Annotated in this window: 33 protein-coding genes; 7 read left to right on the top strand and 26 right to left on the bottom strand. The window is 69.0% G+C overall.

What is annotated here, in order from left to right; all coding sequences use genetic code 11:
- Positions 1–17 precede the first annotated feature (17 nt).
- Genes AB0I79_RS43635 through AB0I79_RS43620 form a run of 4 tightly spaced genes read left to right on the top strand, consistent with a single transcriptional unit; the run spans position 18 to position 3,407 of the window.
- Positions 18–926, top strand: a complete 909-nt coding sequence (locus AB0I79_RS43635; RefSeq protein WP_357886263.1) for an ABC transporter ATP-binding protein — start codon at positions 18–20, stop codon at positions 924–926.
- Positions 919–1,779, top strand: a complete 861-nt coding sequence (locus AB0I79_RS43630) for an ABC transporter permease (RefSeq protein ID WP_357886261.1) — start codon at positions 919–921, stop codon at positions 1,777–1,779. The genes AB0I79_RS43635 and AB0I79_RS43630 overlap by 8 nt, the downstream gene beginning before the upstream one ends.
- Entirely contained in the window at positions 1,776–2,690 is a 915-nt protein-coding gene (locus AB0I79_RS43625) for an ABC transporter ATP-binding protein (protein ID WP_357886259.1), read from the top strand. Before AB0I79_RS43630 ends, AB0I79_RS43625 begins: the two co-directional genes overlap by 4 nt.
- Complete coding sequence (locus tag AB0I79_RS43620) at positions 2,691–3,407, top strand: ABC transporter permease subunit (RefSeq protein ID WP_357886257.1); 717 nt, start codon at positions 2,691–2,693, stop codon at positions 3,405–3,407.
- 56 nt (positions 3,408–3,463) lie between these two features.
- Here the strand turns inward: AB0I79_RS43620 and glmM are convergent, their stop codons facing one another.
- From glmM to rplM, 3 genes are read right to left on the bottom strand one after another with little or no spacing between them, the layout of a single operon-like run.
- Positions 3,464–4,810, bottom strand: coding sequence for a phosphoglucosamine mutase (glmM, locus tag AB0I79_RS43615; protein WP_357886255.1), 1,347 nt, complete (start codon positions 4,808–4,810; stop codon positions 3,464–3,466).
- Between the two features lies 1 nt (position 4,811).
- On the bottom strand, positions 4,812–5,336 hold the full coding sequence (rpsI, locus tag AB0I79_RS43610; protein ID WP_253752783.1) for a 30S ribosomal protein S9: 525 nt from the start codon (positions 5,334–5,336) through the stop codon (positions 4,812–4,814).
- 26 nt (positions 5,337–5,362) lie between these two features.
- Complete coding sequence (gene rplM, locus AB0I79_RS43605; protein ID WP_106236123.1) at positions 5,363–5,806, bottom strand: 50S ribosomal protein L13; 444 nt, start codon at positions 5,804–5,806, stop codon at positions 5,363–5,365.
- A 370-nt stretch (positions 5,807–6,176) separates the two neighbouring features.
- On the opposite strand from rplM, the gene AB0I79_RS43600 reads away from it, so the two are divergent.
- From AB0I79_RS43600 to AB0I79_RS43590, 3 genes are all read left to right on the top strand, one after another.
- Positions 6,177–6,875, top strand: a complete 699-nt coding sequence (locus tag AB0I79_RS43600) for a CAP domain-containing protein (protein WP_357886253.1) — start codon at positions 6,177–6,179, stop codon at positions 6,873–6,875.
- A 192-nt stretch (positions 6,876–7,067) separates the two neighbouring features.
- On the top strand, positions 7,068–8,945 hold the full coding sequence (locus tag AB0I79_RS43595; RefSeq protein WP_357886251.1) for a hypothetical protein: 1,878 nt from the start codon (positions 7,068–7,070) through the stop codon (positions 8,943–8,945).
- Between the two features lie 100 nt (positions 8,946–9,045).
- Positions 9,046–11,643 carry a hypothetical protein gene (locus tag AB0I79_RS43590; protein ID WP_357886249.1) on the top strand — a complete coding sequence of 866 codons (2,598 nt, stop codon included), beginning with the start codon at positions 9,046–9,048 and terminating at the stop codon, positions 11,641–11,643.
- Here AB0I79_RS43590 and truA read toward each other — a convergent pair.
- From truA to rplN, 23 genes are all read right to left on the bottom strand, one after another.
- Entirely contained in the window at positions 11,608–12,489 is an 882-nt protein-coding gene (gene truA / locus AB0I79_RS43585; protein WP_357886247.1) for a tRNA pseudouridine(38-40) synthase TruA, read from the bottom strand. The genes AB0I79_RS43590 and truA overlap by 36 nt on opposite strands.
- 78 nt (positions 12,490–12,567) lie before the next feature.
- The gene (gene rplQ, locus AB0I79_RS43580; RefSeq protein ID WP_357886245.1) at positions 12,568–13,095 is read right to left on the bottom strand and encodes a 50S ribosomal protein L17; all 528 of its coding nucleotides are present in this window, start codon (positions 13,093–13,095) and stop codon (positions 12,568–12,570) included.
- Positions 13,096–13,190: 95 nt separating this feature from the next.
- Positions 13,191–14,207: a DNA-directed RNA polymerase subunit alpha gene (locus tag AB0I79_RS43575; RefSeq protein ID WP_043623495.1), complete on the bottom strand. Its 1,017-nt coding sequence runs from the start codon at positions 14,205–14,207 to the stop codon at positions 13,191–13,193.
- Positions 14,208–14,313: 106 nt separating this feature from the next.
- A complete protein-coding gene (rpsD, locus tag AB0I79_RS43570) occupies positions 14,314–14,940 on the bottom strand; it encodes a 30S ribosomal protein S4 (RefSeq protein ID WP_357886243.1) in 627 nt (208 codons plus the stop codon).
- A 23-nt stretch (positions 14,941–14,963) separates the two neighbouring features.
- Entirely contained in the window at positions 14,964–15,368 is a 405-nt protein-coding gene (gene rpsK / locus AB0I79_RS43565; RefSeq protein WP_020542285.1) for a 30S ribosomal protein S11, read from the bottom strand.
- Between the two features lie 45 nt (positions 15,369–15,413).
- Complete coding sequence (gene rpsM / locus AB0I79_RS43560; RefSeq protein WP_125644650.1) at positions 15,414–15,794, bottom strand: 30S ribosomal protein S13; 381 nt, start codon at positions 15,792–15,794, stop codon at positions 15,414–15,416.
- A gap of 215 nt (positions 15,795–16,009) precedes the next feature.
- A complete protein-coding gene (gene rpmJ / locus AB0I79_RS43555) occupies positions 16,010–16,123 on the bottom strand; it encodes a 50S ribosomal protein L36 (protein WP_003956441.1) in 114 nt (37 codons plus the stop codon).
- Positions 16,124–16,147: 24 nt separating this feature from the next.
- Positions 16,148–16,369 (bottom strand): translation initiation factor IF-1, encoded by a 222-nt coding sequence (infA, locus tag AB0I79_RS43550; RefSeq protein ID WP_012887858.1) that lies wholly within the window; start codon positions 16,367–16,369, stop codon positions 16,148–16,150.
- A 276-nt stretch (positions 16,370–16,645) separates the two neighbouring features.
- On the bottom strand, positions 16,646–17,062 hold the full coding sequence (locus AB0I79_RS43545; RefSeq protein ID WP_357886241.1) for a hypothetical protein: 417 nt from the start codon (positions 17,060–17,062) through the stop codon (positions 16,646–16,648).
- Between the two features lie 101 nt (positions 17,063–17,163).
- Entirely contained in the window at positions 17,164–17,598 is a 435-nt protein-coding gene (locus AB0I79_RS43540) for a DUF1707 domain-containing protein (protein WP_357886239.1), read from the bottom strand.
- 14 nt (positions 17,599–17,612) lie between these two features.
- Positions 17,613–18,422: a type I methionyl aminopeptidase gene (gene map / locus AB0I79_RS43535; RefSeq protein WP_357886237.1), complete on the bottom strand. Its 810-nt coding sequence runs from the start codon at positions 18,420–18,422 to the stop codon at positions 17,613–17,615.
- A gap of 111 nt (positions 18,423–18,533) precedes the next feature.
- A complete protein-coding gene (locus AB0I79_RS43530) occupies positions 18,534–19,184 on the bottom strand; it encodes an adenylate kinase (protein ID WP_185110300.1) in 651 nt (216 codons plus the stop codon).
- Positions 19,184–20,488, bottom strand: coding sequence for a preprotein translocase subunit SecY (gene secY, locus AB0I79_RS43525; protein ID WP_357886235.1), 1,305 nt, complete (start codon positions 20,486–20,488; stop codon positions 19,184–19,186). Before secY ends, AB0I79_RS43530 begins: the two co-directional genes overlap by 1 nt.
- A 170-nt stretch (positions 20,489–20,658) precedes the next feature.
- A complete protein-coding gene (gene rplO, locus AB0I79_RS43520; RefSeq protein ID WP_185110302.1) occupies positions 20,659–21,114 on the bottom strand; it encodes a 50S ribosomal protein L15 in 456 nt (151 codons plus the stop codon).
- A gap of 2 nt (positions 21,115–21,116) precedes the next feature.
- Positions 21,117–21,299: a 50S ribosomal protein L30 gene (gene rpmD / locus AB0I79_RS43515; protein WP_080043226.1), complete on the bottom strand. Its 183-nt coding sequence runs from the start codon at positions 21,297–21,299 to the stop codon at positions 21,117–21,119.
- 2 nt (positions 21,300–21,301) lie between these two features.
- On the bottom strand, positions 21,302–21,931 hold the full coding sequence (gene rpsE / locus AB0I79_RS43510; protein ID WP_043623468.1) for a 30S ribosomal protein S5: 630 nt from the start codon (positions 21,929–21,931) through the stop codon (positions 21,302–21,304).
- A gap of 25 nt (positions 21,932–21,956) precedes the next feature.
- A complete protein-coding gene (gene rplR / locus AB0I79_RS43505; RefSeq protein ID WP_357886233.1) occupies positions 21,957–22,340 on the bottom strand; it encodes a 50S ribosomal protein L18 in 384 nt (127 codons plus the stop codon).
- Between the two features lie 2 nt (positions 22,341–22,342).
- Positions 22,343–22,885, bottom strand: coding sequence for a 50S ribosomal protein L6 (gene rplF, locus AB0I79_RS43500; RefSeq protein ID WP_357886231.1), 543 nt, complete (start codon positions 22,883–22,885; stop codon positions 22,343–22,345).
- A gap of 16 nt (positions 22,886–22,901) precedes the next feature.
- The gene (gene rpsH / locus AB0I79_RS43495) at positions 22,902–23,300 is read right to left on the bottom strand and encodes a 30S ribosomal protein S8 (protein ID WP_020542297.1); all 399 of its coding nucleotides are present in this window, start codon (positions 23,298–23,300) and stop codon (positions 22,902–22,904) included.
- A gap of 159 nt (positions 23,301–23,459) precedes the next feature.
- Entirely contained in the window at positions 23,460–23,645 is a 186-nt protein-coding gene (locus AB0I79_RS43490) for a type Z 30S ribosomal protein S14 (RefSeq protein ID WP_020542298.1), read from the bottom strand.
- 4 nt (positions 23,646–23,649) lie between these two features.
- Positions 23,650–24,225, bottom strand: a complete 576-nt coding sequence (rplE, locus tag AB0I79_RS43485) for a 50S ribosomal protein L5 (protein ID WP_043623458.1) — start codon at positions 24,223–24,225, stop codon at positions 23,650–23,652.
- The gene (gene rplX / locus AB0I79_RS43480; protein WP_357886457.1) at positions 24,225–24,515 is read right to left on the bottom strand and encodes a 50S ribosomal protein L24; all 291 of its coding nucleotides are present in this window, start codon (positions 24,513–24,515) and stop codon (positions 24,225–24,227) included. Before rplX ends, rplE begins: the two co-directional genes overlap by 1 nt.
- A gap of 12 nt (positions 24,516–24,527) precedes the next feature.
- The gene (rplN, locus tag AB0I79_RS43475) at positions 24,528–24,899 is read right to left on the bottom strand and encodes a 50S ribosomal protein L14 (protein ID WP_090769698.1); all 372 of its coding nucleotides are present in this window, start codon (positions 24,897–24,899) and stop codon (positions 24,528–24,530) included.
- Positions 24,900–25,026 lie beyond the last annotated feature (127 nt).

The raw sequence follows: 25,026 nt of genomic DNA, 5'->3' as shown, positions 1-25,026 counted from the left end.
CTAGTAGGGTCCGGCACATGCACATCCTCGCCACCGAGGGGCTGACCAAGCGTTTCCCCACCGTCACCGCGGTCGACCAGCTCACGGTCACCGTGGGACCCGGCGTGACCGGGCTGGTCGGAGCGAACGGCGCGGGCAAGTCGACGTTGATCAAGATCCTGCTCGGCCTGCTGCCGCCGTCCGGCGGCAGCGCGCGCGTGCTGGATCTGGACGTTACCGCCCAGGGCGCCGAGATCCGCCGGCTCGTCGGCTACATGCCCGAGCACGAATGCCTGCCCCCCGACGTCTCCGCCACCGAACTGGTCGTCCACCTCGCCCGGATGTCCGGCCTGCCGCGCACCGCGGCCCGCGAGCGCGCGGCCGACGTGCTGCGCCACGTCGGCCTGGCCGAAGAGCGCTACCGCCCCGTGGGCGGTTACTCGACCGGCATGAAGCAGCGCGTCAAGCTGGCCCAGGCGCTCGTCCACGACCCCAAGCTGATCTTCCTCGACGAGCCGACCAACGGCCTCGACCCGCGCGGCCGCGACGAGATGCTCGCGCTGATCAGGCGCATCGGCACCGAGTTCGGCATCAGCGTGCTGGTCACCTCCCACCTGCTCGGCGAGCTGGAGCGCATCTGCGACCACGTCGTCGTCATCGACGCGGGGCGGCTGCTGCGCTCGTCGGCGATCGGCGAGTTCACGCAGGCCACGCAGACGGTGACGGTCGAGGTGGACGAGGGCCTCGACGAGCTGGCCGCCCGGCTGTCGGCCGGCGGGCAGACCGTCTCGCGGCAGGGACGCCTGCTGGTCGTCAAGGTGCTGGGGCCCGAGACGTTCGACGCGATCCGCGACGCCACGGCCGAGCTGGACCTGGCCCTCATCCGCCTCGAACAGGGACGCCACCGCATCGAGGACGTCTTCAGGGAGGAGGTGGCGCATGTCTGAGATCTACGACATCGGCTATCGCCACTACGACGGCCCCCGGCTCGGCCGCGGCTACTCGACCAGGGCGCTGGCCGTCCACAGCCTGCGCGGCGTCTTCGGCCTCGGCCGCCCGGCCCGCAGCAAGATCGTGCCGTTCGCGCTGGCCGCCATCATGATCATGCCCTCCATCGTGGGCATCGCCATGATGGCCCTGATCCAGCAGCGCGGCATCCCCTACAGCGGCTTCGCGGTCGTCATGCAGGCCGTGGTCGCGATCTTCCTGGCCGCGCAGGCCCCCACGGTGGTCGCGCCCGACCTGCGCCACCGCGTGCTGCCGCTCTACCTCTCGCGGCCCGTCACGATCGCCGAGTACGTCGGCGCCAAGGTGGCGGCGATGACCGTGGCGGTGTTCGCGCTGATCGCGGTGCCGCTGACGCTGACCTACCTGGGCGAGCTGGTGGTGGACATGCCGGGGCCGCCGGCCACGGGCGAGTACCTGGGCGCCGTGCTCATGGCGCTGCTGCTGTCGGTGCTGCTGTCGGCGTTCGGGCTGGCGCTGGCGTCGTTCACGCCGCGTCGGGGGCTCGGCGTGGCCTCCGTGATCACCGTCTACCTGCTGTCGTCCGCCTCGGTCCCGATCGTCTACGGCTCGCTGTACTCGACGGGCAACGAGTCCGCGGCCGCGTGGGCGTGGCTGGCGAACCCGTTCTGGCTCGTCGACTCCGTGCAGCACTGGCTGTTCGGCACCCCGCCGCACTCCATCGAGAGCGCCGCCTACCCGAGCGGCCCCGCCTCGGCCGCCGTCCTGGTGCTGCTGATCGCCGCCGGCCTGGCCGCTCTCGGACTGCGCTACAGGAAGGCGGCCGCGCGATGAAGATCGAGCTCTCGCAGGTGTCCCGCTGGTACGGCAACGTGGTGGCGGTCAACGACGTCACGATGACGATCGGGCCCGGGGTCACGGGCCTGCTCGGGCCGAACGGGGCGGGCAAGTCGACGCTCCTGCACATGATGGCCGGCTTCCTGTCCCCGTCGGGCGGCACAGTCACGCTGGACGGCGCCGCCGTGTGGAAGAACCACCACATTTACCGAAATATCGGCTTAGTGCCGGAAAAGGAGGGCGTATACGGCTTCCTGACCGGCTGGCAGTTCGTCCTCTCCGCCGCCCGCCTCCACAACCTGCCCGACCCGGTCGAGGCCGCCCGCAAGGCCCTGGCCACGGTGGAGATGGAGGAGCCGAAGGACCGGCGCGTCGAGACGTACTCGAAGGGCATGCGCCAGCGCGTCAAGGTCGCCGCCGCCCTCGTCCACGACCCGCCCGTCCTCCTGCTGGACGAGCCGTTCAACGGCATGGACCCGCGCCAGCGTCTCCACCTCATGGACCTGATCAGGAGCATGGGCACGGCGGGCAAGACGATCCTGTTCAGCTCCCACATCCTGGAGGAGGTCGAGCGGGTCGCCCAGCACATCGAGGTGCTGGTCTCGGGCCGGCACGCGGCGTCGGGCAACTTCCGCGAGATCAGGCGGTTGATGACGGACCGGCCGCACCTGTTCATGATCCGTTCCAGCGACGACAGGAGGCTCGCCGCCGCCCTCGTCCGCGACGCCTCGACCGGCGGCATCACGCTGCGCCCAGAAGGCCTGGAGGTCCAGGCCACCGAGTTCCGCCGGTTCGCCCGCCTCCTGCCCCGAGTGGCTCAGGAGGAGGGCGTGCGCCTCCACGAGGTCTCCCCGGCGGACGAGGACCTGGAGAGCGTCTTCTCCTACCTGATCAACAGGAGCACCTGAATGAACACCGTGGTGGCGGGCATCACCTACCGCGCCCTGCTGGGCCGCCGGCGCATCATCCTGCTCCTGCTGCTCCCGCTCGCCCTGATCGCCCTGGCCGTGTTGTTCCGCCTCGTCGGCAGCGGGGACCAGCGCTCGGCCGTGCTGCTGCTGCAGAGCTTCGCCATCAGCACCATGCTGCCGCTGCTGGGCCTGATCGCGGGCACCGGCGTCATCGCCCCGGAGATCGACGACGGCACCATCATCCACCTGATGTCCAAGCCGATCTCGCGCCCGGTCATCATCCAGACGAAGTTCCTGGTCGCGGCCTCGCTGCTGGCCGTTTTCGGGGCCGTGCCCACCTACGTGGCGGGCTGGCTGCTGATCGGCGGCGAGGACGGCATCGCGGCCGGCTTCGCGGTGGGCACCCTGGTCGCCGGCATCGCCTACGCCGCCGTCTTCCTGCTGCTCGGCGTCGTCACCCGGCACGCGGTCACGATCGGCATCATCTACGCGCTGGTCTGGGAGAGCCTGGTGGGCAACCTCATCCCGGGCGCCCGCAAGTTCTCCATCCAGCACTGGGGCCAGTCGATCGCCGACCAGCTCAGCGACTCGCCCTTCTTCAAGGCCGACGTCACGCTCGGCTTCGCCATCCCGGCCCTGCTCGTGGTCACCCTCGGCGCGGTCTTCTGGGCCGGCCGGCGCCTGCGCGTCTTCTCGCTCACCGGCGACGAGTAGCCGACACGCGTACGGCCCGCGGGTGACATCCCCGCGGGCCGTACAGGAAGGGTCGTTCAGACGCAGGCCGTACGCACGACGTCGGCCAGCCGCCCCGCCACCTGCGTGGCGTGCTCCTCGGAAGCGGCCTCCACCATGACCCGGATCATGGGTTCGGTCCCGCTCGGCCGGATCAGCACCCGGCCGGTCTCCCCCAGCTCCGCCTCCGCCTCCGCGACGGCGGCGACGAGCTCGGGCACCGAGGCCTTGCCCTTGTCGACGTCCTTGACGTTGATCAGGATCTGCGGCAGCGGCGTCATCACCGCGGCCAGCTCCTTCAGCGGCACGCCCGACTTGGCCATCACGCCCAGCAGGTGCAGCGAGGTGAGCAGGCCGTCGCCCGTGGTGGCGTGGTCGAGCATGATGACGTGCCCCGACTGCTCGCCGCCCAGGTTGAAGCCGTCGGACTTCATCCGCTCCAGCACGTAGCGGTCGCCCACCGCGGTCTCCACCACGGTGATCCCCGCGTCGCGCATCGCGAGCTTGAAGCCCAGGTTGGACATCACGGTCGCGACCACGGTGTCCTTGGCCAGCGTGCCCTCGCCGTGCATGGCGGCGGCGAGGATGGCCATGATGTGGTCACCGTCGATGATCGCGCCCGTGTGGTCCACCGCCAGGCAGCGGTCGGCGTCGCCGTCGTAGGCCACGCCCAGGTCTGCCCCGCGCGAGATGACGACCTGCTGGAGCTTGTCCAGGTGGGTCGAGCCGTGGCCGGCGTTGATGTTCAGGCCGTCGGGCCTGGCGCCGATCGCCTCGACCCTGGCTCCCGCGCGCAGCAGCGCCTCGGGCGCCACCATGTGGGCGGCCCCGTGGGCGCAGTCGACCACGATGTTCAGCCCGTCCAGGGACGCGCTCATCGTGGTCAGCACGTGGGAGATGTACCGGTCGGCCTCCCCGTAGGCGTCGCGTACGCGGCCGACGCCGGAGCCCACGGGGAAGCTCCACTCCTCGCCGAGCCGCCGCTCGATCTCGTCCTCGACGGCGTCGGACAGCTTGAAGCCGCCGCGCGCCAGGAACTTGATGCCGTTGTCGGGCGCCGGGTTGTGCGAGGCCGACAGCATGACGCCGAGGTCGGCGCCGAGCGCGGCGGTGAGGTGGGCGACGGCCGGGGTGGGCAGCACGCCGAGGCGCAGCACATCCACTCCAGACGCCGCGAGGCCGGCGACCACGGCGGCCTCGAGAAACTCTCCCGAGGCACGCGGGTCCCGGCCTACGACCGCTACCGGACGGCGTCCGGTAGCGGCGAACGCGCCTGCATCGCCGAGGACGTGGGCCGCCGCCACGGACAGATCCATGGCGAGCTCCGCCGTGAGGTCGCGACCAGCGACCCCACGTACCCCGTCGGTGCCGAAAAGGCGCGCCAACTTAGCGCTTGCTGTACTGCGGAGCCTTACGGGCCTTCTTGAGGCCGTACTTCTTCCGCTCCGTGGCGCGGGCGTCACGGGTGAGGAAGCCGGCCTTCTTCAGCGGCGGGCGGTTGACCTCGACGTCCAGGATCGCCAGCGCGCGGGACAGGCCCATGCGCAGCGCGCCGGCCTGGCCGGTGACGCCGCCGCCGTCGATGCGGGCGATGACGTCGAACGCCTCCTCGGCGCCGAGCACCACGAAGGGCTCGTTGACGATCTGCTGGTGGACCTTGTTCGGGAAGTAGACGTCCAGCGAACGACCGTTGATCGTCCACTTGCCGGTGCCGGGGACGATGCGCACGCGGGCGATCGCCTCCTTGCGGCGGCCGGTGCCGTACGAGTTGCCCGTGGTGACGGGCTTGCGCACGGGAGCGTCGGCGCTGGCGGCGGACTCGGTGGTGTACTCGGACGGGAAGTCCTCGCCGGAGAATTCCTCCAGCTCGGCCGTCTCTACGACCGTCTCGACACCGGTGGGCTCAGCCACGGTTCTCCTCTAACTCTTTCGAACTACTACTGGGCGATCTGGGTGATCTCGAACGGCACCGGCTGCTGGGCCTGGTGCGGGTGCTCGGAACCCGCGTAGACCTTCAGCTTCTTGGCCATCTTCCGACCGAGGGAGTTCTTCGGCAGCATGCCCTTCACGGCCTTCTCGACGGCCTTGTCGGGGCGCTTGTCCATGAGCTCGCCATAGCTGACGGAACGCAGACCGCCCGGGTAGCCCGAGTGGCGGTACGCCTTCTTCTGCTCACGCTTGTTACCGCTCAGCGCGATCTTGTCGGCGTTGATGACGATGACGAAGTCACCGGTGTCGACGTGGTTCGCGAAGATCGGCTTGTGCTTGCCGCGGAGCAGGGTCGCGACGTGGCTGGCCAGCCGGCCCAGCACGACATCGGTCGCGTCGATGACGTACCACTGACGCTGGACGTCGGCGGGCTTCGGTGAGTACGTGCGCACGGTCGTAGCCTTCTTTATGCTCGCGTCTTCGGCGCTGTCGGATGCGACAGCTACATTGGTCGGTCGGTGCGGGCACACGACGGCCCGGACCTTCCGTCTCCTCAACACGGGAGATGACGCCGGACGCGCCGCGCATTGGTCACGCTGGACCTATGCACACAACGAACCTAAGCTACCCGCCCAAAGGCGTGCAGGTCAAAGTGACCGGTAACCCGAGGCGAGTCTACCCGACCGCAGAACGGTTCGATTTCGTTTCCCTGGGACCCCTTCTTTCCCAGGACCAGACATCTCTATCGTTAGCGGCGGTATGTGGCGGATCTCTCACACCCGGCAAACCCAGCGCGGCCTTCGGCGCCGGAGCCGCTTGGGCGTGCTGACCTGCCTCTTGGCCGTGCTCTTCACGGGCGTGCTCATCGGCCGGCTGACCGACGGCCCCGAGCCCACCCCGCACGTCTACCTGAACGAGACCGCCCCGCCCGCCGCCGCCACCGCCAATCCCGCGCCCACGACGGCCAGGAAGGCGCAGCCGCAGGCCGAGCGCATCCCCCGGGGCATCACCACGAAGGAGTCGCCCCGCGACACGGCCACGCCCAGGCCCACCAGGACGCCCAAGGACCAGATCGACGGCTTCAACACGCAGGACGACCCCGCGGTGGTCGTCGATCCCCACGACGACGGGGTGCGGGTCGTGGCGGGCCTGGCGTCCCGGGTCGTCTCCCTGACCAACTCCGCCCGGGCCCGGCGTGGCTGCGGGCCGCTGCGGGTGGACATCGCGCTCACCCGCTCCGCGCGTGCGCACTCGCTCGAGATGGCCCGTACGGGGCGGCTGTCGCACAACTCCCCCGACGGCGCCTCGCCCTGGGACCGGATGGAGCGCGCCGGATACCGCTGGGGCGCCGCCGAGAACATCGGCGCCGGATACGACACCGCCGAGGAGGCGGTGGACGGCTGGATGGCCAGCCGCGACCACCGCAAGAACATCCTGGACTGCCGCCTGAAGGCCATCGGCGTCGGCGTCGCCTCGGGCCCGGGAGGACCATGGTGGACTCAGGACTTCGGAACCCAATGACGAACATCACGGTAATGTCGCCGCATGGTTTCCAACGGCAGTGGGGAACGTGAGAACGGCACGGGCAGCGCCCCCTACGGGATGGGAGGCGGCCCCAAGGGTCCGGGCGGCGCTCCCAGGGGCGGCTCTCCCGCAGACGGTGCCCCCTTCGGTGGTGGTCCCGCTGACGGCGGTCCTGCCGGCGGTTCCTTCATGAACGACGGCCCCTCGGGCAACGCATCGTCCGGCGGCTTCTTCACCAGTCGCGGCCCGGCGAACGACGGCCCCTCGGGCAACGGATCGTCCGGCGGCTTCTTCACCAACGGCGGCCCGGCGAACGACGCCTCCTCCGGCAACGGATCCTCCGGCGGCTTCTTCACCAGCGGCAACCCCGCGAACGACGGCCCTTCCGGGGGCGGATCCACCGACCCCTTCGGCAGCAGGCCGCGTGACCCCTTCGACAGCGGGCCCGGCGGCTTCGGCGGACCCTCCGGCAGCTTCTTCACCAGGGGCGGCCCGTCAGAGGGCGGCCCCGCAGGTCCCGCAGGCGGCGGCCCCGCAGGCGGCGGGCCGGCGGGCGGCGCACGCCCGGGCGGCCCGGGAACCGGCGAGCAGGGCAGCCTCTTCATGAGCGGCGGCCCGGGGGGCGGCCCCGGCGGACCCGGTGGAGGCCCCGGCAACAACGGCCCCGGCGGGGGCCATGGCAGTGGCGGCCCTGGCAGTGGCGGCCATGGAGGCGGCGGCCCCTTCGGCGGCGGCGGGCCTAGCGGCACCCCTGGCGGCAGTGGCCCTGGCGGCGGTGGTGGCCCTGGCGGCGGTCCCGGCCCCCGTGGCACCGGCGGTCCCGGGGGGCCCGGCGGCGGTGGCCCCGGTGGCCCCGGTGGCCCCGGCCCGGGCGCGCAAGGTCCCGGCGGCGACAGGCCCTCCGGCGGCCCTCCGAGTGGCCCGCAGCCCGGCGGCGGCTTCTTCGGCGCCGACCCGTTCGGCGGCGACCCCTTCTCCGGCGGCCCCTTCGGCGGCGGCGGGCCGAACGGCCCCGCGCCCGGCGGCCCCGGTGGCCCAGGCCCGGGCGGGCAAGGCCCTGGCGGCGGCCCCGGCGCTCCCGGCCCTGACGGACGCCCTGACGGACGCCCTGACGGACGGGGCCCAGGTCGCCGCGGAAAGCGCGCGGCCGACTCCGAGGACAGCGGGCCCGGCACCCGCGGCAAGGACCCCTTCGCCACCGACGACCCCGGCGACGACGCGTTCGCGCCCGGCAAGGGCCGCCGTTCCCGCAAGGACCGCAAGGCCTCCGACGACGACACCGGCAAGAGCGACAAGGACGACACCTCCCGGAGCCCCCAGAGCCGAGTCGGCTGGAGCCCGTACGACGAGGGCACCCGCTCGCGCGGCCCGCTGCTGGCCACGATCGGCGGCGTGGTGGTGCTCGGCCTGCTCGGCGGCGGCCTCTACCTGATGTGGAACGCCGAGACCCCCACCTCCGCCGAGACCGCCGCCCCCAGGCAGACCTCGGCGCCGCTGCCGTCGGCCCCGCCCGGCAGGTACGGGTTCGCCGCCGACCGCGAGACCGACCCCGACGCGATCTCGGTGAAGGAGTTCTTCGGTTCGAAGAAGAAGTTCACGGTCTCGGGCCGCGGCTACGAGATGACGGTCACCAGCAAGGACAAGAAGTGCGACGACGGCGCCCTGGGCGATGGCCTCAAGAAGGCGCTCAAGTCCGCCAAGTGCAACCAGTTCCTGCGCGCGAGCTTCCGTGACAAGGCCGGCAAGGTGATCGGCACGATCGGGGTGGCCAACCTCAGCACGAGCAAGAACGCGAGCAAGGTGGCCAAGAGCGGCAACGACGAGAACTACGTCAAGCCGCTGGCGGGCAAGGACAGCGTCACGAAGCTCCTCGGCTCGGGCGCCGGCGGCGCGAAGGTCTCGACGTTCGGGCACTATGCGATCTTGGTCTGGTTCCAGAACAAGGACGGCACGAAGCCCGACTCGAAGGGGTCGAAGCGGATCTCCGAGGCCATCAACGACATCACCAAGGCCACCGTGTTCCAGGCCCTGGACCATCGGGCACTCACCGGCAGCGCGCTGAGCTGAGCGGTCTTTGTGGGGCATATGCGCCTGTAGGGGACTCGTGATGCCTTCGGGAACGCCCATACCGACATAACGATCTCGCTACTCTCGCTAGGCTCCAGCTATGCGTGGCCAGGAACCCGGGTCTGAGCACGATCGCAGGGACGCCGACCGCTCGGCCGTCCCCGCGACGCCACCGCCGAGCTTCGGCCAGACCAACGGGCAAGACGTTCCAGCGGCGTTCACCCCATCCGACGAGGCGGCGGACGCCGGGGCGCGTCCCGTCCCACCCGTCCTGCAAGGGCCGATCTCCGATGAGGAGACGTCGCCCGGCGCCCAGCCGTGGGAGGTGCCGGGCGACGACGCCGCCCCGTACGACTGGTTCTCCGACCCCATCCACCCCGACCACGGGCCCTCCGGCTCGCCGCAGGCCGACCAGCACGCCTTCGGCCGGCAGCCGGACCGGGAGCCACCCGCCGGCCATCACGCCTTCGCGCAGCAACAGCCGGGCTGGGAACCACCCGCCGACCACGCGCCCTTCGGCGTGCCGCCAGGCGACCACGCGCCCCTCGGCGCGCCACCCGCCGACCAGCACGCGTTCGACCCGCAACAGCCCGGCCCAGCGCCATCCGCCCCCCACCCCCCGTCCGCCACCCAGCCGGACCAGCACCACAGCACGCAGGCCGCCCAGCCGGACCAGCCCTTCCACCCGCGAGCGGCCCAGGATGCGCCCGCCGACCAGCCCTTCGGCACGCAGGCCGCCCACGAGGCTCCTGCCCACCCGCCCTTCACCCCGCCCGCGTACCAGCAGCCGTTCGCCGCGCCCCCGACCGGTTTCACCCCCTTCGGCACGCCCGAGTCCGACCACCCGTGGCAGGCGGACGACGACCGGACCCGCCCGGGCCGCATCCAGGACATCCGCCCCTGGGACCAGCCGGAGAACGAGCCCGGCCGGAACACGAGCCGGTGGCCGGTGGAGCCGGTGGTGCCGGGCGCGCCGCCCTGGGAGCCGCCGCCCGCGTTCACGGCCGCCGCGGCGGGCATGCCGGCCTGGCCGGCCCCCGTCTCCGACCCGCACGCCATGCCACCCTGGCCGGCCGCCACGGGCGAGCTGGAGGCCGAGCCCGACGAGCCGAGCCTCCCCCCGCCCTTCGACGCGAACGCCACCAACCCCGAGGGTTTCGCCCACCCGGCCCACTACTTCGACCCCGAGGCCGCGAAGCGGGACACCGCCCACCACTCGGCCCAGGGCACGCCCGCGCCCACCGAGCAGGACGCCACGAACCCCGCCGGCCCCCGCCCCGGCCACGTCACCACCAGCTCGGGACCGGATGACGCCACCACGCCCCCTGACGGCGTGCACCCGCAGCCGGACCGATCCGGCGAGCCGGGCGACGTCCACCCGTGGCCCGGCCAAGACGCCACACCGGGCGACGTCCACCCGAGGCCCGGCCAAGACGCCACACCGAACGCCGCCCACCCCAGGCCCGGCCAAGACGCCACACCAGGCGCCGCCCACCCCGGACCCGACCAGGACGGCACGCCTGGCAACGTCCACCCGGCCCCCGGCCAGGAACCCCCTCGCCCCGGCCAGGACCAGCCCGCCCCCGCCCGGCAGAACGACCTCGAGCCGGACGACACCCGGCTGGCCCTGCCCTTCCCGACCGTCCCGGGCGGCCAGCCCCCGCCCCTCGCGGCCCCCGTGGCAACGACGGAAGAGCACCCCGGCGACCAGGGCCCGGCCCACTACTTCGACCCGAACGCGGCCGGCCACGACGCCACCGCCGCGAATCCGTCCATCCGCCCACCTGAGCCTGGCGACGTACCCGTCTGGCCCCCCACACCCCCCTCCGGTGACAAACTGCCCGAGCTCCCGTTCTCCAGAGACACCTGGGGCCAGCGCCCGTCCACGTCGTTGGACGTGCCCAGGCCCCCGGCAGGCGGCCCGGCCTTCCCGCCGGGCGCGTTCAAGCAGCCCCCGTTCCAGACCCCGCCCCCACCCCCACCACCGGCGAAGAGCAAGCGGGCCTTGCTGGTGACGCTGGGCGCGCTGGCCCTGGCGGGCGTGGCGACGGGCGGCTTCTTCGCCATTCAGGCCGTGAGCGGCGCCCCGCCCACGACGGCCGCGGCCCGCTCCACCCCGCCACCGACCATCGCCGAGCAGTCCCCGCCCGCGGAAGGCGCCGGCACGTCGATACTCAATTCGGAGCAGACCGACCCGCAGAAGCTGTCGCTGTCGGAGGCGTTCCCGAAGAAGAAGGTCGGCGCGGCGGGCACCACGTTCACCAGGGTCAAGGCCGACATGGAGACGACCTGCGAGAAGGCCGCCACGGGCGAGTTCGCCGACGCGCTGAAGGAGCAGAAGTGCAGCCGGGTCCTGAGGGCCACGTACGTCGACAGCAAGCGCCGCTACGCCGTCACCACCGGCATCGCCGTGCTGCCTGACAGGAACGCCGCCACCACCGCCGACCAGGCGAAGAACCTCTCCCGTAACATCTGGTTCCGCCCGCTCCCCGGCCCGGAGGACTCCGGCGGCGAGCGCGTGCACATCGCGGGCGGGTACGCGGCGGGCCTGGTCTGGGGCCGCTACATCGTCTTCAGCTACGCCACCCACGCCGACGGCCACACGCCGGAGGCCAAGGACAAGACGTTGCCCAAGGTCAGCGGGGCGTTCCGGGACCTGACCTCACTCGTGCTCGAGCGCCGCATCACCAAGGGGTGAGGCCGCCGTCCGCACTCGCCGCGTGGCCAGCGCCCGCGCGGCGAGCTCCGGCTCCGGCGGGTACCCGACCTCTTCCAGGCACAGCCCGTGCGCGGGCGCGACGTGCACCCCGGAGTCCCGTACGGCCGCCGTCAGCACCTGCCCGGGCCACTCCACGGGCCGCCGCCCGTCACCGGCCGCCAGCAGCGACCCGACCAGCGCCCGCACCATCGAGTGGCAGAACGCGTCGGCCACCACCGTGGCCTCCAGCACCCCGTCAGGCAGGCGGGCCCAGTCCAGCCGCTGCAGCTCTCTGATCGTCGTGGCCCCCTCGCGCTTCTTGCAGAACGCCGCGAAGTCGTGCTCGCCGATCAGCCGCGACGCGGCCGCGTTCATCGCCCCGAGGTCCAGGGGCCGGTTGTGCCAGACCACCTCGCGCCGCCGCAGCGGGTCGACGCCGCCAGGAGCATCGCTCACCCGGTACGCGTACCGCCGGAACATCGCGGAGAACCGTGCGTCAAAGCCCTCAGGAGCCACCGAGACGCGATAAATGCGCACATCTGGCTCCAGGACCCCACCGAGCCGTCTCACGAGCGCAGCGAGCCGCTCATCGACGCCCAGGGGCCCGCGGTTCCCGTCGAGCTCCCCCAGCGCCGCCTCCGGCACGTCCACGTGGGCCACCTGCCCCCGCGCGTGCACCCCGGCGTCGGTACGCCCGGCCACGGTCAGCATGGCGGGCCCGTCGAGCCGCAGGATCCGGCCGAGCGCCAGCTCGATCTCCCCCTGGACCGTGCGCAGCCCCGGCTGCCTGGCCCATCCGGAGAAGCCGGTCCCGTCGTACGCGAGATCGAGGCGGAGCCGTACCACGATGGTTCTCCCTCACCTATGGAAAAGGGCCCGAACCCCCGCAAGGGGATCCGGGCCCGTCTCATCCAGCCTGAAAGATCAGGCCTCGTCCTTCTTCGCCTCAGGAGCCTCGGCGCCCTCGGCGGCCTCCGCCTTGGTCTCCTCGTCGGCGGCGGCCTCGGGGGCCTCGGCCTTGGTCTCCTCCTCGGCCGGGGCGGCAGCCGGAGCGGCGGCCGGGGCCTCGGTGCGGCGGGTCGTGACGCCGTTCAGCGGCTCGGTCACCAGCTCGATGACCGCCATCGGGGCGTTGTCGCCCTTACGCGCACCGATCTTGGTGATGCGGGTGTAGCCACCGGGACGCTCGGCGAACGTCACCGCGAGCTCGGTGAAGAGGTGGTGCACGACGCCCTTGTCCCGAACGACGGTCAGGACCTGACGCCGGTTGTGGATGTCGCCCTTCTTCGCCTTGGTGATCAGGCGCTCCGCCAGCGGGCGCAGGCGCTTGGCCTTGGCGACCGTCGTGCGGATCTTGCCGTGGCGGAACAGGTCCGTGGCCAGGTTGGCCAGGATCAGCCGCTCGTGCGCCGGGCTGCCGCCAAGACGTGCACCCTTGGTGGGCTTGGGCATGTTAGTTCTCCTTGGGAGTTCACCCGCCCCGGCCGTACCAGGTACCGGGGTCGGGCCGCCAGGCCCCCGGGTCGGGGGCCCGCGCTAGCTGGGAATCAGTACTGCTCGGTCTCGACGTACGCGCTGTCGTCGTCGTCGTAGCCGCCGCCGGCCACCGCGCTCGGGTCGAACCCGGGCGGGGAGTCCTTGAGCGCCAGCGACATCTCGTGCAGCTTCTGCTTGACCTCTTCGATCGACTTGGCGCCGAAGTTGCGGATGTCGAGCAGGTCCTGCTCGCTGCGGGCGACGAGCTCACCCACGGTGTGGATGCCCTCGCGCTTGAGGCAGTTGTAGGAGCGGACGGTGAGGTTCAGCTCCTCGATCGGCAGCGCCAGGTCGGCGGCGAGGGCGGCGTCGGTCGGCGACGGGCCGATGTCGATGCCCTCGGCCTCGACGTTGAGCTCGCGGGCCAGGCCGAAGAGCTCGACGAGGGTCTTACCGGCGGAGGCCACCGCGTCGCGGGGCTTCATCGCCGGCTTGGTCTCGACGTCGAGGATGAGGCGGTCGAAGTCGGTACGCTGCTCGACTCGGGTCGCCTCGACCTTGTAGGTGACCTTGAGGACCGGGGAGTAGATCGAGTCGATCGGGATCCGGCCGATCTCCTGACCCGGCTGCTTGTTCTGCGCCGCGGAGACGTAGCCGCGACCGCGCTCGACGGTCAGCTCCATCTCCAGCTTCGCCTTGCCGTTCAGCGTGGCGATGCGCAGCTCGGGGTTGTGCACCTCGACACCGGCCGGAGGCGCGATGTCGGCGGCGGTGACCTCACCCGGGCCCTGCTTGCGCAGGTACATCACGACCGGCTCGTCGTGCTCGGAGGAGACGACCAGCTCCTTGAGGTTGAGGATGATGTCGGTGACGTCTTCCTTGACCCCGGGAACGGTCGAGAACTCGTGCAGCACGCCCTCGATGCGGATGCTCGTCACGGCCGCGCCCGGGATGGACGACAGCAGCGTGCGGCGCAGAGAGTTGCCGATGGTGTAGCCGAAGCCCGGCTCCAGCGGCTCGATGACGAACCGGGACCGGGTCTCGTCGATCGACTCTTCGAGAAGAGTCGGACGCTGAGCGATCAGCATGTGTGGGTCTCCCCTTGTTTCGTGTGGCGACCGCTATATGACGCCACTCCGATAAACAGCCTAGTCGGGATGCGGCGTGCCGCACCCCGACCTGACCGGTGACTACTTACTTCGAGTAGAGCTCGACGATGAGCTGCTCCTGGACCTGGGTGTCGATCTGCTGGCGGACCGGCAGCTGGTGAACCAGGACGCGGAGCTTCTCGGGCACGACACCGAGCCACGCGGGCACGGTGCGCTCGCCGGCGGTGGCGCGGGCCACCTCGTACGGCAGGAGGTTGCGCTTGTTCTCGCGGACCTCGATGATGTCGTGCTCGCGCACGCGGTACGACGGGATGTCGACCTTCTTGCCGTTCACCAGGATGTGCCCGTGACGGACCTGCTGGCGAGCGGCGTCGCGCGACTGGGCGAAACCGGCGCGGTAGACGACGTTGTCGAGGCGGCTCTCCAGGATCTGGAGCAGCACCTCACCGGTCTTGCCGGTCTTGCGGGTGGCTTCCTCGTAGTAGTTCGCGAACTGCTTCTCGAGGACGCCGTAGATGCGGCGGGTCTTCTGCTTCTCGCGAAGCTGAAGCTGGTACTCGGACTCCTTGGGGCGTCCGCGGCCGTGCTCACCCGGCGGGTAAGGACGGATCTCGATGGGGCACTTGGCGGACTCGCACTTGCTGCCCTTGAGGAAGAGCTTGGTCTTCTCGCGACGGCAGAGCTTGCAGTCCGCGCCCGTGTAACGAGCCATTTCTCTGTATCTCCTGGGCTAAGTCAGACGCGGCGGCGCTTCGGCGGCCGGCAACCGTTGTGCGGGACCGGGGTGACGTCCTGGATCGAGCCCACTTCGAGGCCGGTGGCCTGCAGCGAGCGGATCGCGGTCTCACGGCCGGAGCCGGGGCCCTTGACGAAGACGTCGACCTTGCGCATGCCGTGCTCCATGGCGCGGCGGGCGGCGTTCTCGGCGGCCATCTGGGCGGCGAACGGGGTGGACTTGCGGGAGCCCTTGAAACCCACGTGGCCGGCGCTGGCCCAGGAGATCACGTTCCCGTTGGGGTCGGTGATCGAGACGATCGTGTTGTTGAACGTGCTCTTGATGTGGGCGTGCCCGTGAGCGACGTTCTTCTTTTCCTTGCGGCGCACCTTCTTCGGCGCACCCTGGCGGCTCTTAGGAGGCATCCTTTGCCTTCACTCCTGAGGTCTTCGGTCCGCGGCTGCGCGGGACTACTTCTTACCGGGCTTCTTCTTGCCGGCGACGGTCTTCTTCTTGCCCTTACGGGTGCGCGCGTTGGTCTGCGTGCGCTGACCGTGGACCGGCAGGCCCTTGCGGTGCCGGATGCCCTGGTAGCAACCGATCTCGATCTTGCGACGAATGTCGGCCTGGACCTCGCGGCGCAGGTCACCCTCGATCTTGAAGTTCGCCTCGATGTAGTCACGCATCGGGACGAGCTCGGTGTCGGAGAGCTGGTGCACGCGCAGGTCGCCGCTCACGCCGGTGGCCTGGAGGATCTCCTGGGCGCGGGTGCGGCCGATTCCGTAGATGTAGGTGAGAGCGATCTCCAGCCGCTTTTCGCGGGGGAGGTCGACGCCAACCAGGCGAGCCATGGTCGGGCATTCTCCTTCTTTGTGGCGGAGGTCTTACGCCGCACTGCCCCTCCCCAATGCCCGGGGTGAGGGCCCCGGCCTCCGACCGGGGGTCTCCTGAACGGTTCAGCGGATGCCGCCGCCTTTTCAGGTGTGAGACGTGACTACTTGTTGCAGGCTCCTCATGGATCGAGCCCGCTCCCTGACGGGGCGGACTCGGAGAAGCCTTGCGGCGACTAGCCCTGGCGCTGCTTGTGGCGCAGGTTGTCGCAGATCACCATGACGCGACCGTGCCGGCGGATCACCTTGCACTTGTCGCAGATCTTCTTGACGCTCGGCTTTACCTTCATTGTCCTTCGTGTCCTCAGACGTTTTTACTTGTATCGGTAGACGATCCGCCCACGACTCAGGTCGTAGGGGCTCAGTTCAACGACTACCCGGTCGTCGGGGAGGATCCGGATGTAGTGCATCCGCATCCGTCCGCTGATGTGGGCCAGGACTTTGTGGCCGTTGTCGAGCTGCACCCGGAACATGGCGTTCGGGAGCGATTCGACCACAGTGCCCTCGATCTCGATGGCGCCGTCTTTCTTGGCCAAAATTCCTCGCGTTTCACTGATCGGTCGTCTGAGGCTCCGGTTCACTACGCAGCCGCGACCTTCACGCTTCGAAGAGAGCGGCGATCGGCAACGATCGCCGACGCGTGATAGTCATAGTGAGCCGACTAAGGAGTGTACGACACCTGAGCCAAAAACGCGAAACGCGTGCCAGGTGTCCTGACACAACCACGAGTGAGTCTACCCCACCGCCCCTCATGCCTGACGCACACAGCGGAAGGCCCGCCGGAGTTTTCCCGGCGGGCCTTCCGCTGACGTCTATCCGTAGATGCGGTGCTGCGAGCCGCAGTACTTGTACTTGCCGCCCCAGCAGGTCCAGGTGTAGATCTTCTTGATCCCCTTGCCCGACCACTTCTCGTGGTGCGAGCCGTTCCACTGGCGGTAGAACTGGTGCCACTTGCCGCCGGAGTAGTACTTGAACCAGACGTAGCCGTACTTCGACGATGACTCCTTGCCGTACCAGTGGGTGTAGACCTTCTTGCCCGACTTGTAGGTCTTGCCGTAGGTGTAGGCCTTCTTCTTGCTGGAGTAGTACTTGCCCCAGCTCCCCATGGAACCGGACGCCTGCGTCGCGCTGACGGGCGCCGAGGTGGCGGCCTGCGCGGCGGGGGCGACGACGAGGCCGGCGAACGCCATCGAGCCGGCGAGAGCGGTGGCTGCAAGGACCTTGCGCATGTGGTTTCCTCCGTGAGTCGTGGTCCGACACAGCTCACGTTAAGAAGCCGGACATATCCGCACTGCGCATGAATACACACAGTGCACTAATGCACAAAGTCCTAGGTACGCTTCGGCTTGTTGTCGCCGAAGATGGTGCTCACCAGCAGGATCACGCCCCACGGGCCCATCACCCACAGCGGCCAGGGATAGATGAGGTCGCCTGCCGTGATGCTCACGATCAGCCAGATCACCCAGTTGATGCCGCTGGCCGCCGCCCAGGCGCTCCAGGCCGCCTTCATGCCGCTGTGCATGCCCTGCTGCTGCGGCTTGGCCGCCGTGCCGGCCTTGACCGGCAGGTGGCGCAGGTCCACGTCGGGCAGGTCGGACGTCAGCTTGGCCAGCTCACCGTAGGTCTTGCTCTGGTAGAGGTGCTCGAGCCGCTCGTTGAACTCGTCCATCGTGATGCGGCCCTGCGCCGTGTGCTCGCGGAGGATGGCGGCGACCCGATCTCGGTCGGCGTCGGAGGCACGCATCTCGGGGCTGTTCTTCGCCATCCCACCACTCCCGGCTAGAGCTGAAGTTGAGCCAGGCGCGATTCGCCCCCGTCCAGGGCGGTAAGCACCCAAGGACCATTATGTGTCACGGCCACGCTGTGTTCGAAGTGTGCGGAGTGCTTCCCGTCGACCGTCACCACGGTCCAGTCGTCGGCCAGCACGCGGGTGCGCTCGGTGCCCAGGTTTACCATGGGCTCGATGGCCAGGCACATGCCCTCCTCCAGCGCCGGTCCCCGGCCGGGCTTGCCGTGGTTGGCGATCCACGGGTCCATGTGCATCTCGGTGCCGATGCCGTGGCCGCCGTACTCCGGGGGGATGCCGTAGCGGCCCTGAGACTTCACGTAGCGCTCGACCTCGTACCCGATGTCGGACAGGTGCCGGCCGGGCTTCAGCGCGGCGATACCGCGCCACATGGCCTCCTCCGTGACCCGCATCAGCTCGGTCAGCTTCGGGTCCACCTCGCCGACCGGGACCGTGACGGCCGAGTCGCCGTGCCAGCCCTCCAGGATCGCGCCGCAGTCGATCGAGATGATGTCGCCTTCGCGCAGCTTGCGGGCGTTCGTCGGGATGCCGTGCACCACCTCGTCGTTCACCGACGCGCAGATGGTGGCGGGAAAGCCCTGGTAACCCTTGAACGACGGGATCGCGCCCTCGTCCCTGATCGCCTTCTCGGCGATGACGTCGAGGTCGAGCGGCGTCATGCCGGGCTCGACCGAGCGCTTGAGCAGGTCGAGCGTGCGCCCGACCACCAGGCCCGCGGCCCGCATCTTCTCGAGCTGCTCCGGCGACTTGATCTGGATGCCGTGTCTGTTGCGTTTGAACATCTTCTGCCCCCCTGGGTCTCAACGGGCCGCAGTGGGGGCCCAATTCCCCCCACAATAGCCGCGAGGTGGCACGGAAACCCGTGCCACCTCCGCAAATCGGTCGTAACTGGACTAGCCCAGGAACGGCCGGATCGCGTCCATGGCCCGCTGAGTGACCTCCTCGACCGGCCCTGTCGCGTCGACGCCGACCAGGATGTCTTCGTCGGCGTAGTAGGAGACCAGCGGCGCCGTCTGCTCCTGGTAGACCTCCAGGCGGTGCCTGACGGTCTCCTCCTTGTCGTCGTCCCGCTGGAACAGCGCGCCCCCGCACGCGTCACACTTGTCGTCCTTCTTGTCGTCGAACTCGACGTGCCAGATGCGACCGCACTGGCTGCAGGTGCGCCGGCCGGCGAGCCGCCTGACCACCTCGTCGTCGTCGACCACGAGCTCGAGTACGAGGTCGAGCGCCTGGCCCCAGTCCTTGAGCATGTCGCGCAGGATCTCCGCCTGCGCGACGTTTCTCGGGAAGCCGTCGAGCAGGAACCCGTCCTGCGCGTCGTCCTCAGACAGACGGTCACGGACCATGGCGATGGTGACCTCGTCGGGCACCAGGTCACCACGGTCCATGTACGTCTTGGCCAGCTTGCCGAGGTCCGTGCCGCCGGAGACGTTGGCACGGAAGATGTCACCTGTCGAGATCTTCGGGATGGACAGGTTCGATGCGATGTACTGGGCCTGTGTCCCCTTACCCGCTCCAGGGGGCCCAACCAGAACGAGACGCACTACCGCAGGAAACCTTCGTAATTACGCTGCTGCAGCTGGCTCTCGATCTGCTTCACCGTGTCCAGGCCGACGCCTACCATGATCAGAATGCTCGTCCCTCCGAACGGGAAGTTCTGGCTCGCACCGGCCACCGCCAGCGCGACGATCGGGACCATGGAGATCAGACCCAGATAGAGCGCGCCGGGCGCGGTCAGACGGGTGAGCACGAAGTTCAGGTATTCAGCCGTCGGACGGCCGGGGCGGATGCCCGGAATGAATCCACCGTACTTCTTCATGTTGTCGGCGACTTCAGTGGGGTTGAACGTAATCGACACGTAGAAGTAGGTGAAGAAGATGATCAGCAGGAAGAACGTGGCCATGTAGATGGGAGTGTCGCCCGTGGCCAGGTTCTGCGAGATCCAGGTGATCACCACGTTGTCGCTGGTCTGGAAGAGCGACGTGATGAGCTGCGGCAGGTAGAGCAGGGACGAGGCGAAGATCACCGGGATGATGCCGGCCTGGTTGACCTTCAGCGGGATGTACGTCGACGTGCCGCCGTACATCCTGCGGCCCACCATGCGCTTGGCGTACTGCACCGGGATGCGCCGCTGAGCCTGCTCGACGAAGACCACCGCGGCGATCATAAAGATGCCGACCACCATGACGACCGCGAAGGTGAACTTGTTCGCCTGGAAGATGTTGGCCAGCTCGGAGGGGAAGACCGCGACGACCTGCGTGAAGATCAGGATGGACATGCCGTTGCCGACACCGCGGTCGGTGATGAGCTCACCGAGCCACATGATCACCGACGTACCGGCGGTCATGATGACCACCATCGTCACGATCATGAAGATGTTGTCGGGGTCGAGCAGGACGTCCTGCTGGCAGTTCGGGAAAAGCTGGCCGGTACGGGCCAGCGCGATGAAGGCGGTGGACTGCAGGACCGCGAGCCCGATGGTCAGATAACGCGTATACTGCGTGATCTTGGTCTGGCCGGATTGGCCTTCCTTCTTCAGCGCTTCGAGTCGCGGAATGACCACGACGAGCAGCTGGAGAATGATGCTCGCGGTGATGTACGGCATGATGCCCAGCGCGAACACGGAAAGCTTCAGCAGCGCACCGCCGCTGAAGAGCTGGACCATCCCGTAGATGTTGCCGGTGTCGCCACTCCGAGCCTGGTCGAAACAGGCGGCGAGGTTCTGGACGTGGACTCCCGGAGTCGGAAGAACCGAGCCGAGACGGAAAAGCGCGATGATGCCCAGGGTGAAGAGCAACTTCTTGCGCAGGTCCGGTGTCCGGAACGCCCGGGTAAACGCGGTCAGCACGGTCCCTCCTGCGCGCCTTTACGGCGGTGTGAGTAAGCGATGGTGCGGGGATCTGCCATCTGAAGTCTCATGTCAAACGAGCCGGACAGAAGCCTGCCGTCTCGCGAACTCTAACGCACTACGGGCGTGGGGGCCCATTGTCAAAGCCCCCACGCCTCGTCATAGCGTTACTACAGCTCGGTAACGGAACCACCGGCGGCGGCGATCTTCTCCTTCGCGGAGGACGAGAAGGCGTGAGCCGTCACGTTCACCGCGACCGAGATCTCGCCGGTGCCGAGCACCTTCACGAGCTGGTTCTTGCGAACAGCACCCTTGGCGACCAGACCCTCGACGGTGACCTCGCCACCCTCGGGGAACAGCTCGCCGATCCTGTCGAGGTTGACGACCTGGTAGGTCGTCTTGAACAGGGCGTTGGAGAAGCCCTTGAGCTTCGGCAGACGCCTCTGCAGCGGCACCTGGCCACCCTCGAAGCCGAGGGGAACCGTCGTACGGGCGTGCGAGCCCTTGGTGCCGCGACCGGCCGTCTTGCCCTTCGACGCCTCGCCGCGACCCTTGCGGATCTTCGACTTGTTGGCGCCGGGGGCGGGACGCAGGTCGTGAATCTTGAGCGGAGCCTTGTCAGTCATGACTAGTCGACCTCTTCCACCTCGACGAGGTGCGTCACCACGGAGACCATCCCGCGAATCTCGGGCCGGTCCTCCTTGACGACGACGTCGCCGATTCGCTTCAGGCCAAGCGAACGCAGCGAGTCACGCTGGTTCTGCTTGCCACCGATCTTCGAGCGAACCTGAGTGATCTTCAGGCGTGCCATGACTAGCTCACCGCCTTCGCGGCCGCAGCCTCCGCCAGGCCCTCACGCTGGGCCTTGAGCATGGCCGGCGGGGCCACGTCCTCGATCGGCAGGCCACGGCGGGCGGCGATCTCCTCGGGGCGCGAGAGGCCCTTCAGAGCCGCCACGGTGGCGTGCACGATGTTGATCGGGTTGTCGGAGCCGAGCGACTTGGACAGCACGTCGTGGATGCCCGCGCACTCCAGCACCGCGCGCACCGGGCCACCGGCGATGACGCCAGTACCGGCCGAGGCCGGACGCAGGAAGACGACACCGGCCGCCTCCTCGCCCTGCACGGTGTGCGGGATCGTGCCCTGGATCCTGGGCACCTTGAAGAAGTGCTTCTTCGCCTCTTCGACACCCTTGGCGATGGCCGCGGGGACTTCCTTGGCCTTGCCATAGCCGACGCCGACCAGGCCGTTGCCGTCACCGACGACGACGAGGGCGGTGAAGCTGAAGCGACGACCACCCTTCACGACTTTGGCCACTCGGTTGATCTTCACTACGCGCTCGATGTACGAGACGCCCTTGTCGGCGGCGCCACCGCGGCGATCGTCACGACGGTCCCGCCGCTCGCCACCGGTGCCGCCACCGCGACGCGGAGCTGCAGCCATCAGTGGTTCCTCTTCTCAGTAGCCATCAGAACTCGAGCCCGCCTTCGCGGGCACTGTCCGCCAGAGCCGCGATGCGGCCGGCGTAGCGGTTGCCACCGCGGTCGAAGACGACCTTGGTGATCCCGGCTTCCTTGGCCCGCTGAGCGAGGAGCTCGCCGACCTTCTTCGCCTTCTCCGTCTTGTCCGCCTCCAGCGAGCGCAGCGCGGGGTCCATGGTGGACGCGCTCACCAGCGTGTGGCCGACGGTGTCGTCCACGATCTGGACGAACATGTGACGCGTCGAGCGGTTGACGACCAGGCGCGGACGCTCGGCCGAACCGACGACGAACTTGCGGACGCGGCGGTGACGGCGGGCCCGCGAAACGGTGCGGGCAGCCGTGTGCTTGCTGAACGCAACCTTCGGAGCCATGCCTACTTACCAGCCTTTCCGACCTTGCGGCGGATCTGTTCGCCCTGGTAGCGCACGCCCTTGCCCTTGTACGGGTCAGGCTTGCGCAGCTTGCGGATGTTGGCCGCGACCTCGCCGACCTTCTGCTTGTCGATGCCGTCCACGTGGAACAGGGTCGGCTTCTCGACGCGGAAGCTGACGCCCTCGGGGGCGTCGACGATGACCGGGTGGCTGAAGCCCAGCGAGAACTCCAGCTGCGTCGGGCCCTTGGCCTGAACGCGGTAACCGACGCCGACGATCTCAAGGCTCTTGGAGTAGCCCTGAGTGACGCCCTGCACCATGTTGGCGATCAGCGTCCTGGACAGGCCGTGCAGCGCACGGACCTTGTTCTCGTCGTTCGGCCGGGTGACGGCGATGGCGCCGTCGTCGTCCCGAGCCACCTTGATGGGCTCGGCGACCGTGTGAGTGAGCGTGCCCTTCGGGCCCTTGACCTGGACATCCTGGCCGTTGATCGCGATGTCTACGCCACTCGGCACAGGGATGGGCAGCCGTCCGATTCTCGACATGCTGTGTTCCTCCCCTCTACCAGACGTAGGCGAGGACTTCCCCGCCCACACCACGCTTGCCGGCCTGCTTGTCGGTCATGAGGCCGTGGGACGTCGAGATGATCGCGACGCCCAGTCCGCCCAGGACTCGAGGCAGGTTGTCCTTCTTCGCATAAACCCGCAGACCGGGCTTGGAAACCCGGCGCAGGCCCGCGAGCGACCGCTCACGGGTAGGCCCGAACTTGAGCTCCACCACGAGGTTCTTTCCGACCTTGGCGTCTTCGACGGTCCAGGCCTGGATGTAGCCCTCCTGCTGGAGGATCTCGGCGATGTGCGCCTTGATCTTCGAGTACGGCATCGACACGCTGTCGTGGTACGCCGAATTCGCGTTGCGCAGACGCGTGAGCATGTCTGCGATCGGGTCGGTCATCGTCATGGCCAGTGGCCTTCCTCGCCACGGTTTCCAGTCGGCGAAGCAGCGCTCTGCCGGTGGACCTTTGGCGTGGTCACGAACGTCCCGCTGAGGGAGACGTCCTGTTCTTCTACTGAAATATGAGTGCCCGATGGGCGGCACTCGGGCCGCCCACCAGGTTACCTACCAGCTCGACTTGGTGATGCCGGGCAGCTCGCCCCGGTGCGCCATCTCGCGGAAGCACACCCGGCAGAGCCCGAACTTGCGGTAGACGGCGCGCGGCCGGCCACAACGCGAGCAACGGGTGTAGGCCCGGACCTCGAACTTCTGCTTGCGCCCCGCCTTGGCGATCAGCGACTTCTTCGCCATTGGATCAGGCCTCCTTGAACGGGAAGCCGAGGAGCTTCAGCAGCGCCCGGCCCTGGTCGTCGTTCTTCGCGGTGGTCACGATCGTGATGTCCATGCCCCGCGGCCGGTCGACCTTGTCCTGGTCGACCTCGTGGAACATGACCTGCTCGGTCAGACCGAACGTGTAGTTGCCGTTGCCGTCGAACTGCTTCGGCGACAGGCCACGGAAGTCCCGGATACGGGGCAGGGCCAGCGCCAGCAGCCGGTCGAGGAACTCCCACATGCGGTCGCCACGCAGCGTGACGTGCGCGCCGATCGGCATGCCCTCGCGCAGCTTGAACTGCGCGATGGACTTGCGCGCCCGGACGACGGCCGGCTTCTGGCCGGTGATCGCGGTGAGGTCGCGGACGGCACCTTCGATGAGCTTGGAGTCACGAGCCGCCTCACCCACACCCATGTTGACCTTGATCTTGGTCAGGGCCGGGATCTGCATGACGTTCTCGATGCCGAACTGCTCGCGAAGCTGCGCCGCGATCTCCTCGCGGTACTTCGTCTTGAGTCGCGGCGTCGGGCGCTCGGTCTCAGTGGTCGTGGCAGTCATCAGCTGTCCTCACCCGTCTCGTCGGCCTTCTCGTCGGCCTTCTTCTCGGCGGGCTTGTCGTCCTTGAGCTTCTTCACGTTCGAGACGTGGATCGGGCCCTCCATGGTCTGCACGCCGCCGGTCTTGGCGCCGCGCGGGCCCTGGTGGGTCTCCTTGGCGTGCTTCTTGATCATGTTGACGCCCTCGACCACCACGCGGTCCTCGCGCGGCAGCGTGGCGATTACACGACCCTTGGCACCCTTGTCCTTGCCGGCGATGACCTGGACCAGGTCACCCTTGCGCACGTGCAGCGACTTCGGCATTTACAACACCTCCGGGGCGAGCGAGATGATGCGCATGAACTTCTTGTCGCGCAGCTCGCGGCCGACCGGGCCGAAGATACGAGTGCCGCGAGGGTCGCCGCTGTCCTTGATGATGACGGCGGCGTTCTCGTCGAAGCGGATGTAGGAGCCGTCGGGCCGGCGGCGCTCCTTGACCGTGCGGACGACGACGGCCTTGACCACGTCACCCTTCTTGACGCCCGTGCTGCCCGGCAGCGCGTCCTTGACAGTGGCGACGATGATGTCGCCGATACCGGCGTAGCGTCGGCCCGAGCCACCGAGAACGCGGATGCAAAGGATCTCCTTCGCGCCCGTGTTGTCGGCGACCTTGAGCCGCGACTCCTGCTGGATCACGTCTACTCCTGTTAGTCGCGCCGGTTCTCATTTCTGAGCCTGGCGGAACCTGGCATTGTCTTGTTCCCACGGCCACAGCGCCCCGCAGGGCGCCGCACCGCAGGCGACGCGAGGCCGTGAGGCCCCG

This window comes from Nonomuraea sp. NPDC050202, assembly GCF_040656115.1.
GTDB lineage: Bacteria > Actinomycetota > Actinomycetes > Streptosporangiales > Streptosporangiaceae > Nonomuraea.
The sequence above is the reverse complement of the archived record's forward strand: the minus strand, read 5'-3'. Positions and strand labels throughout refer to the sequence as shown.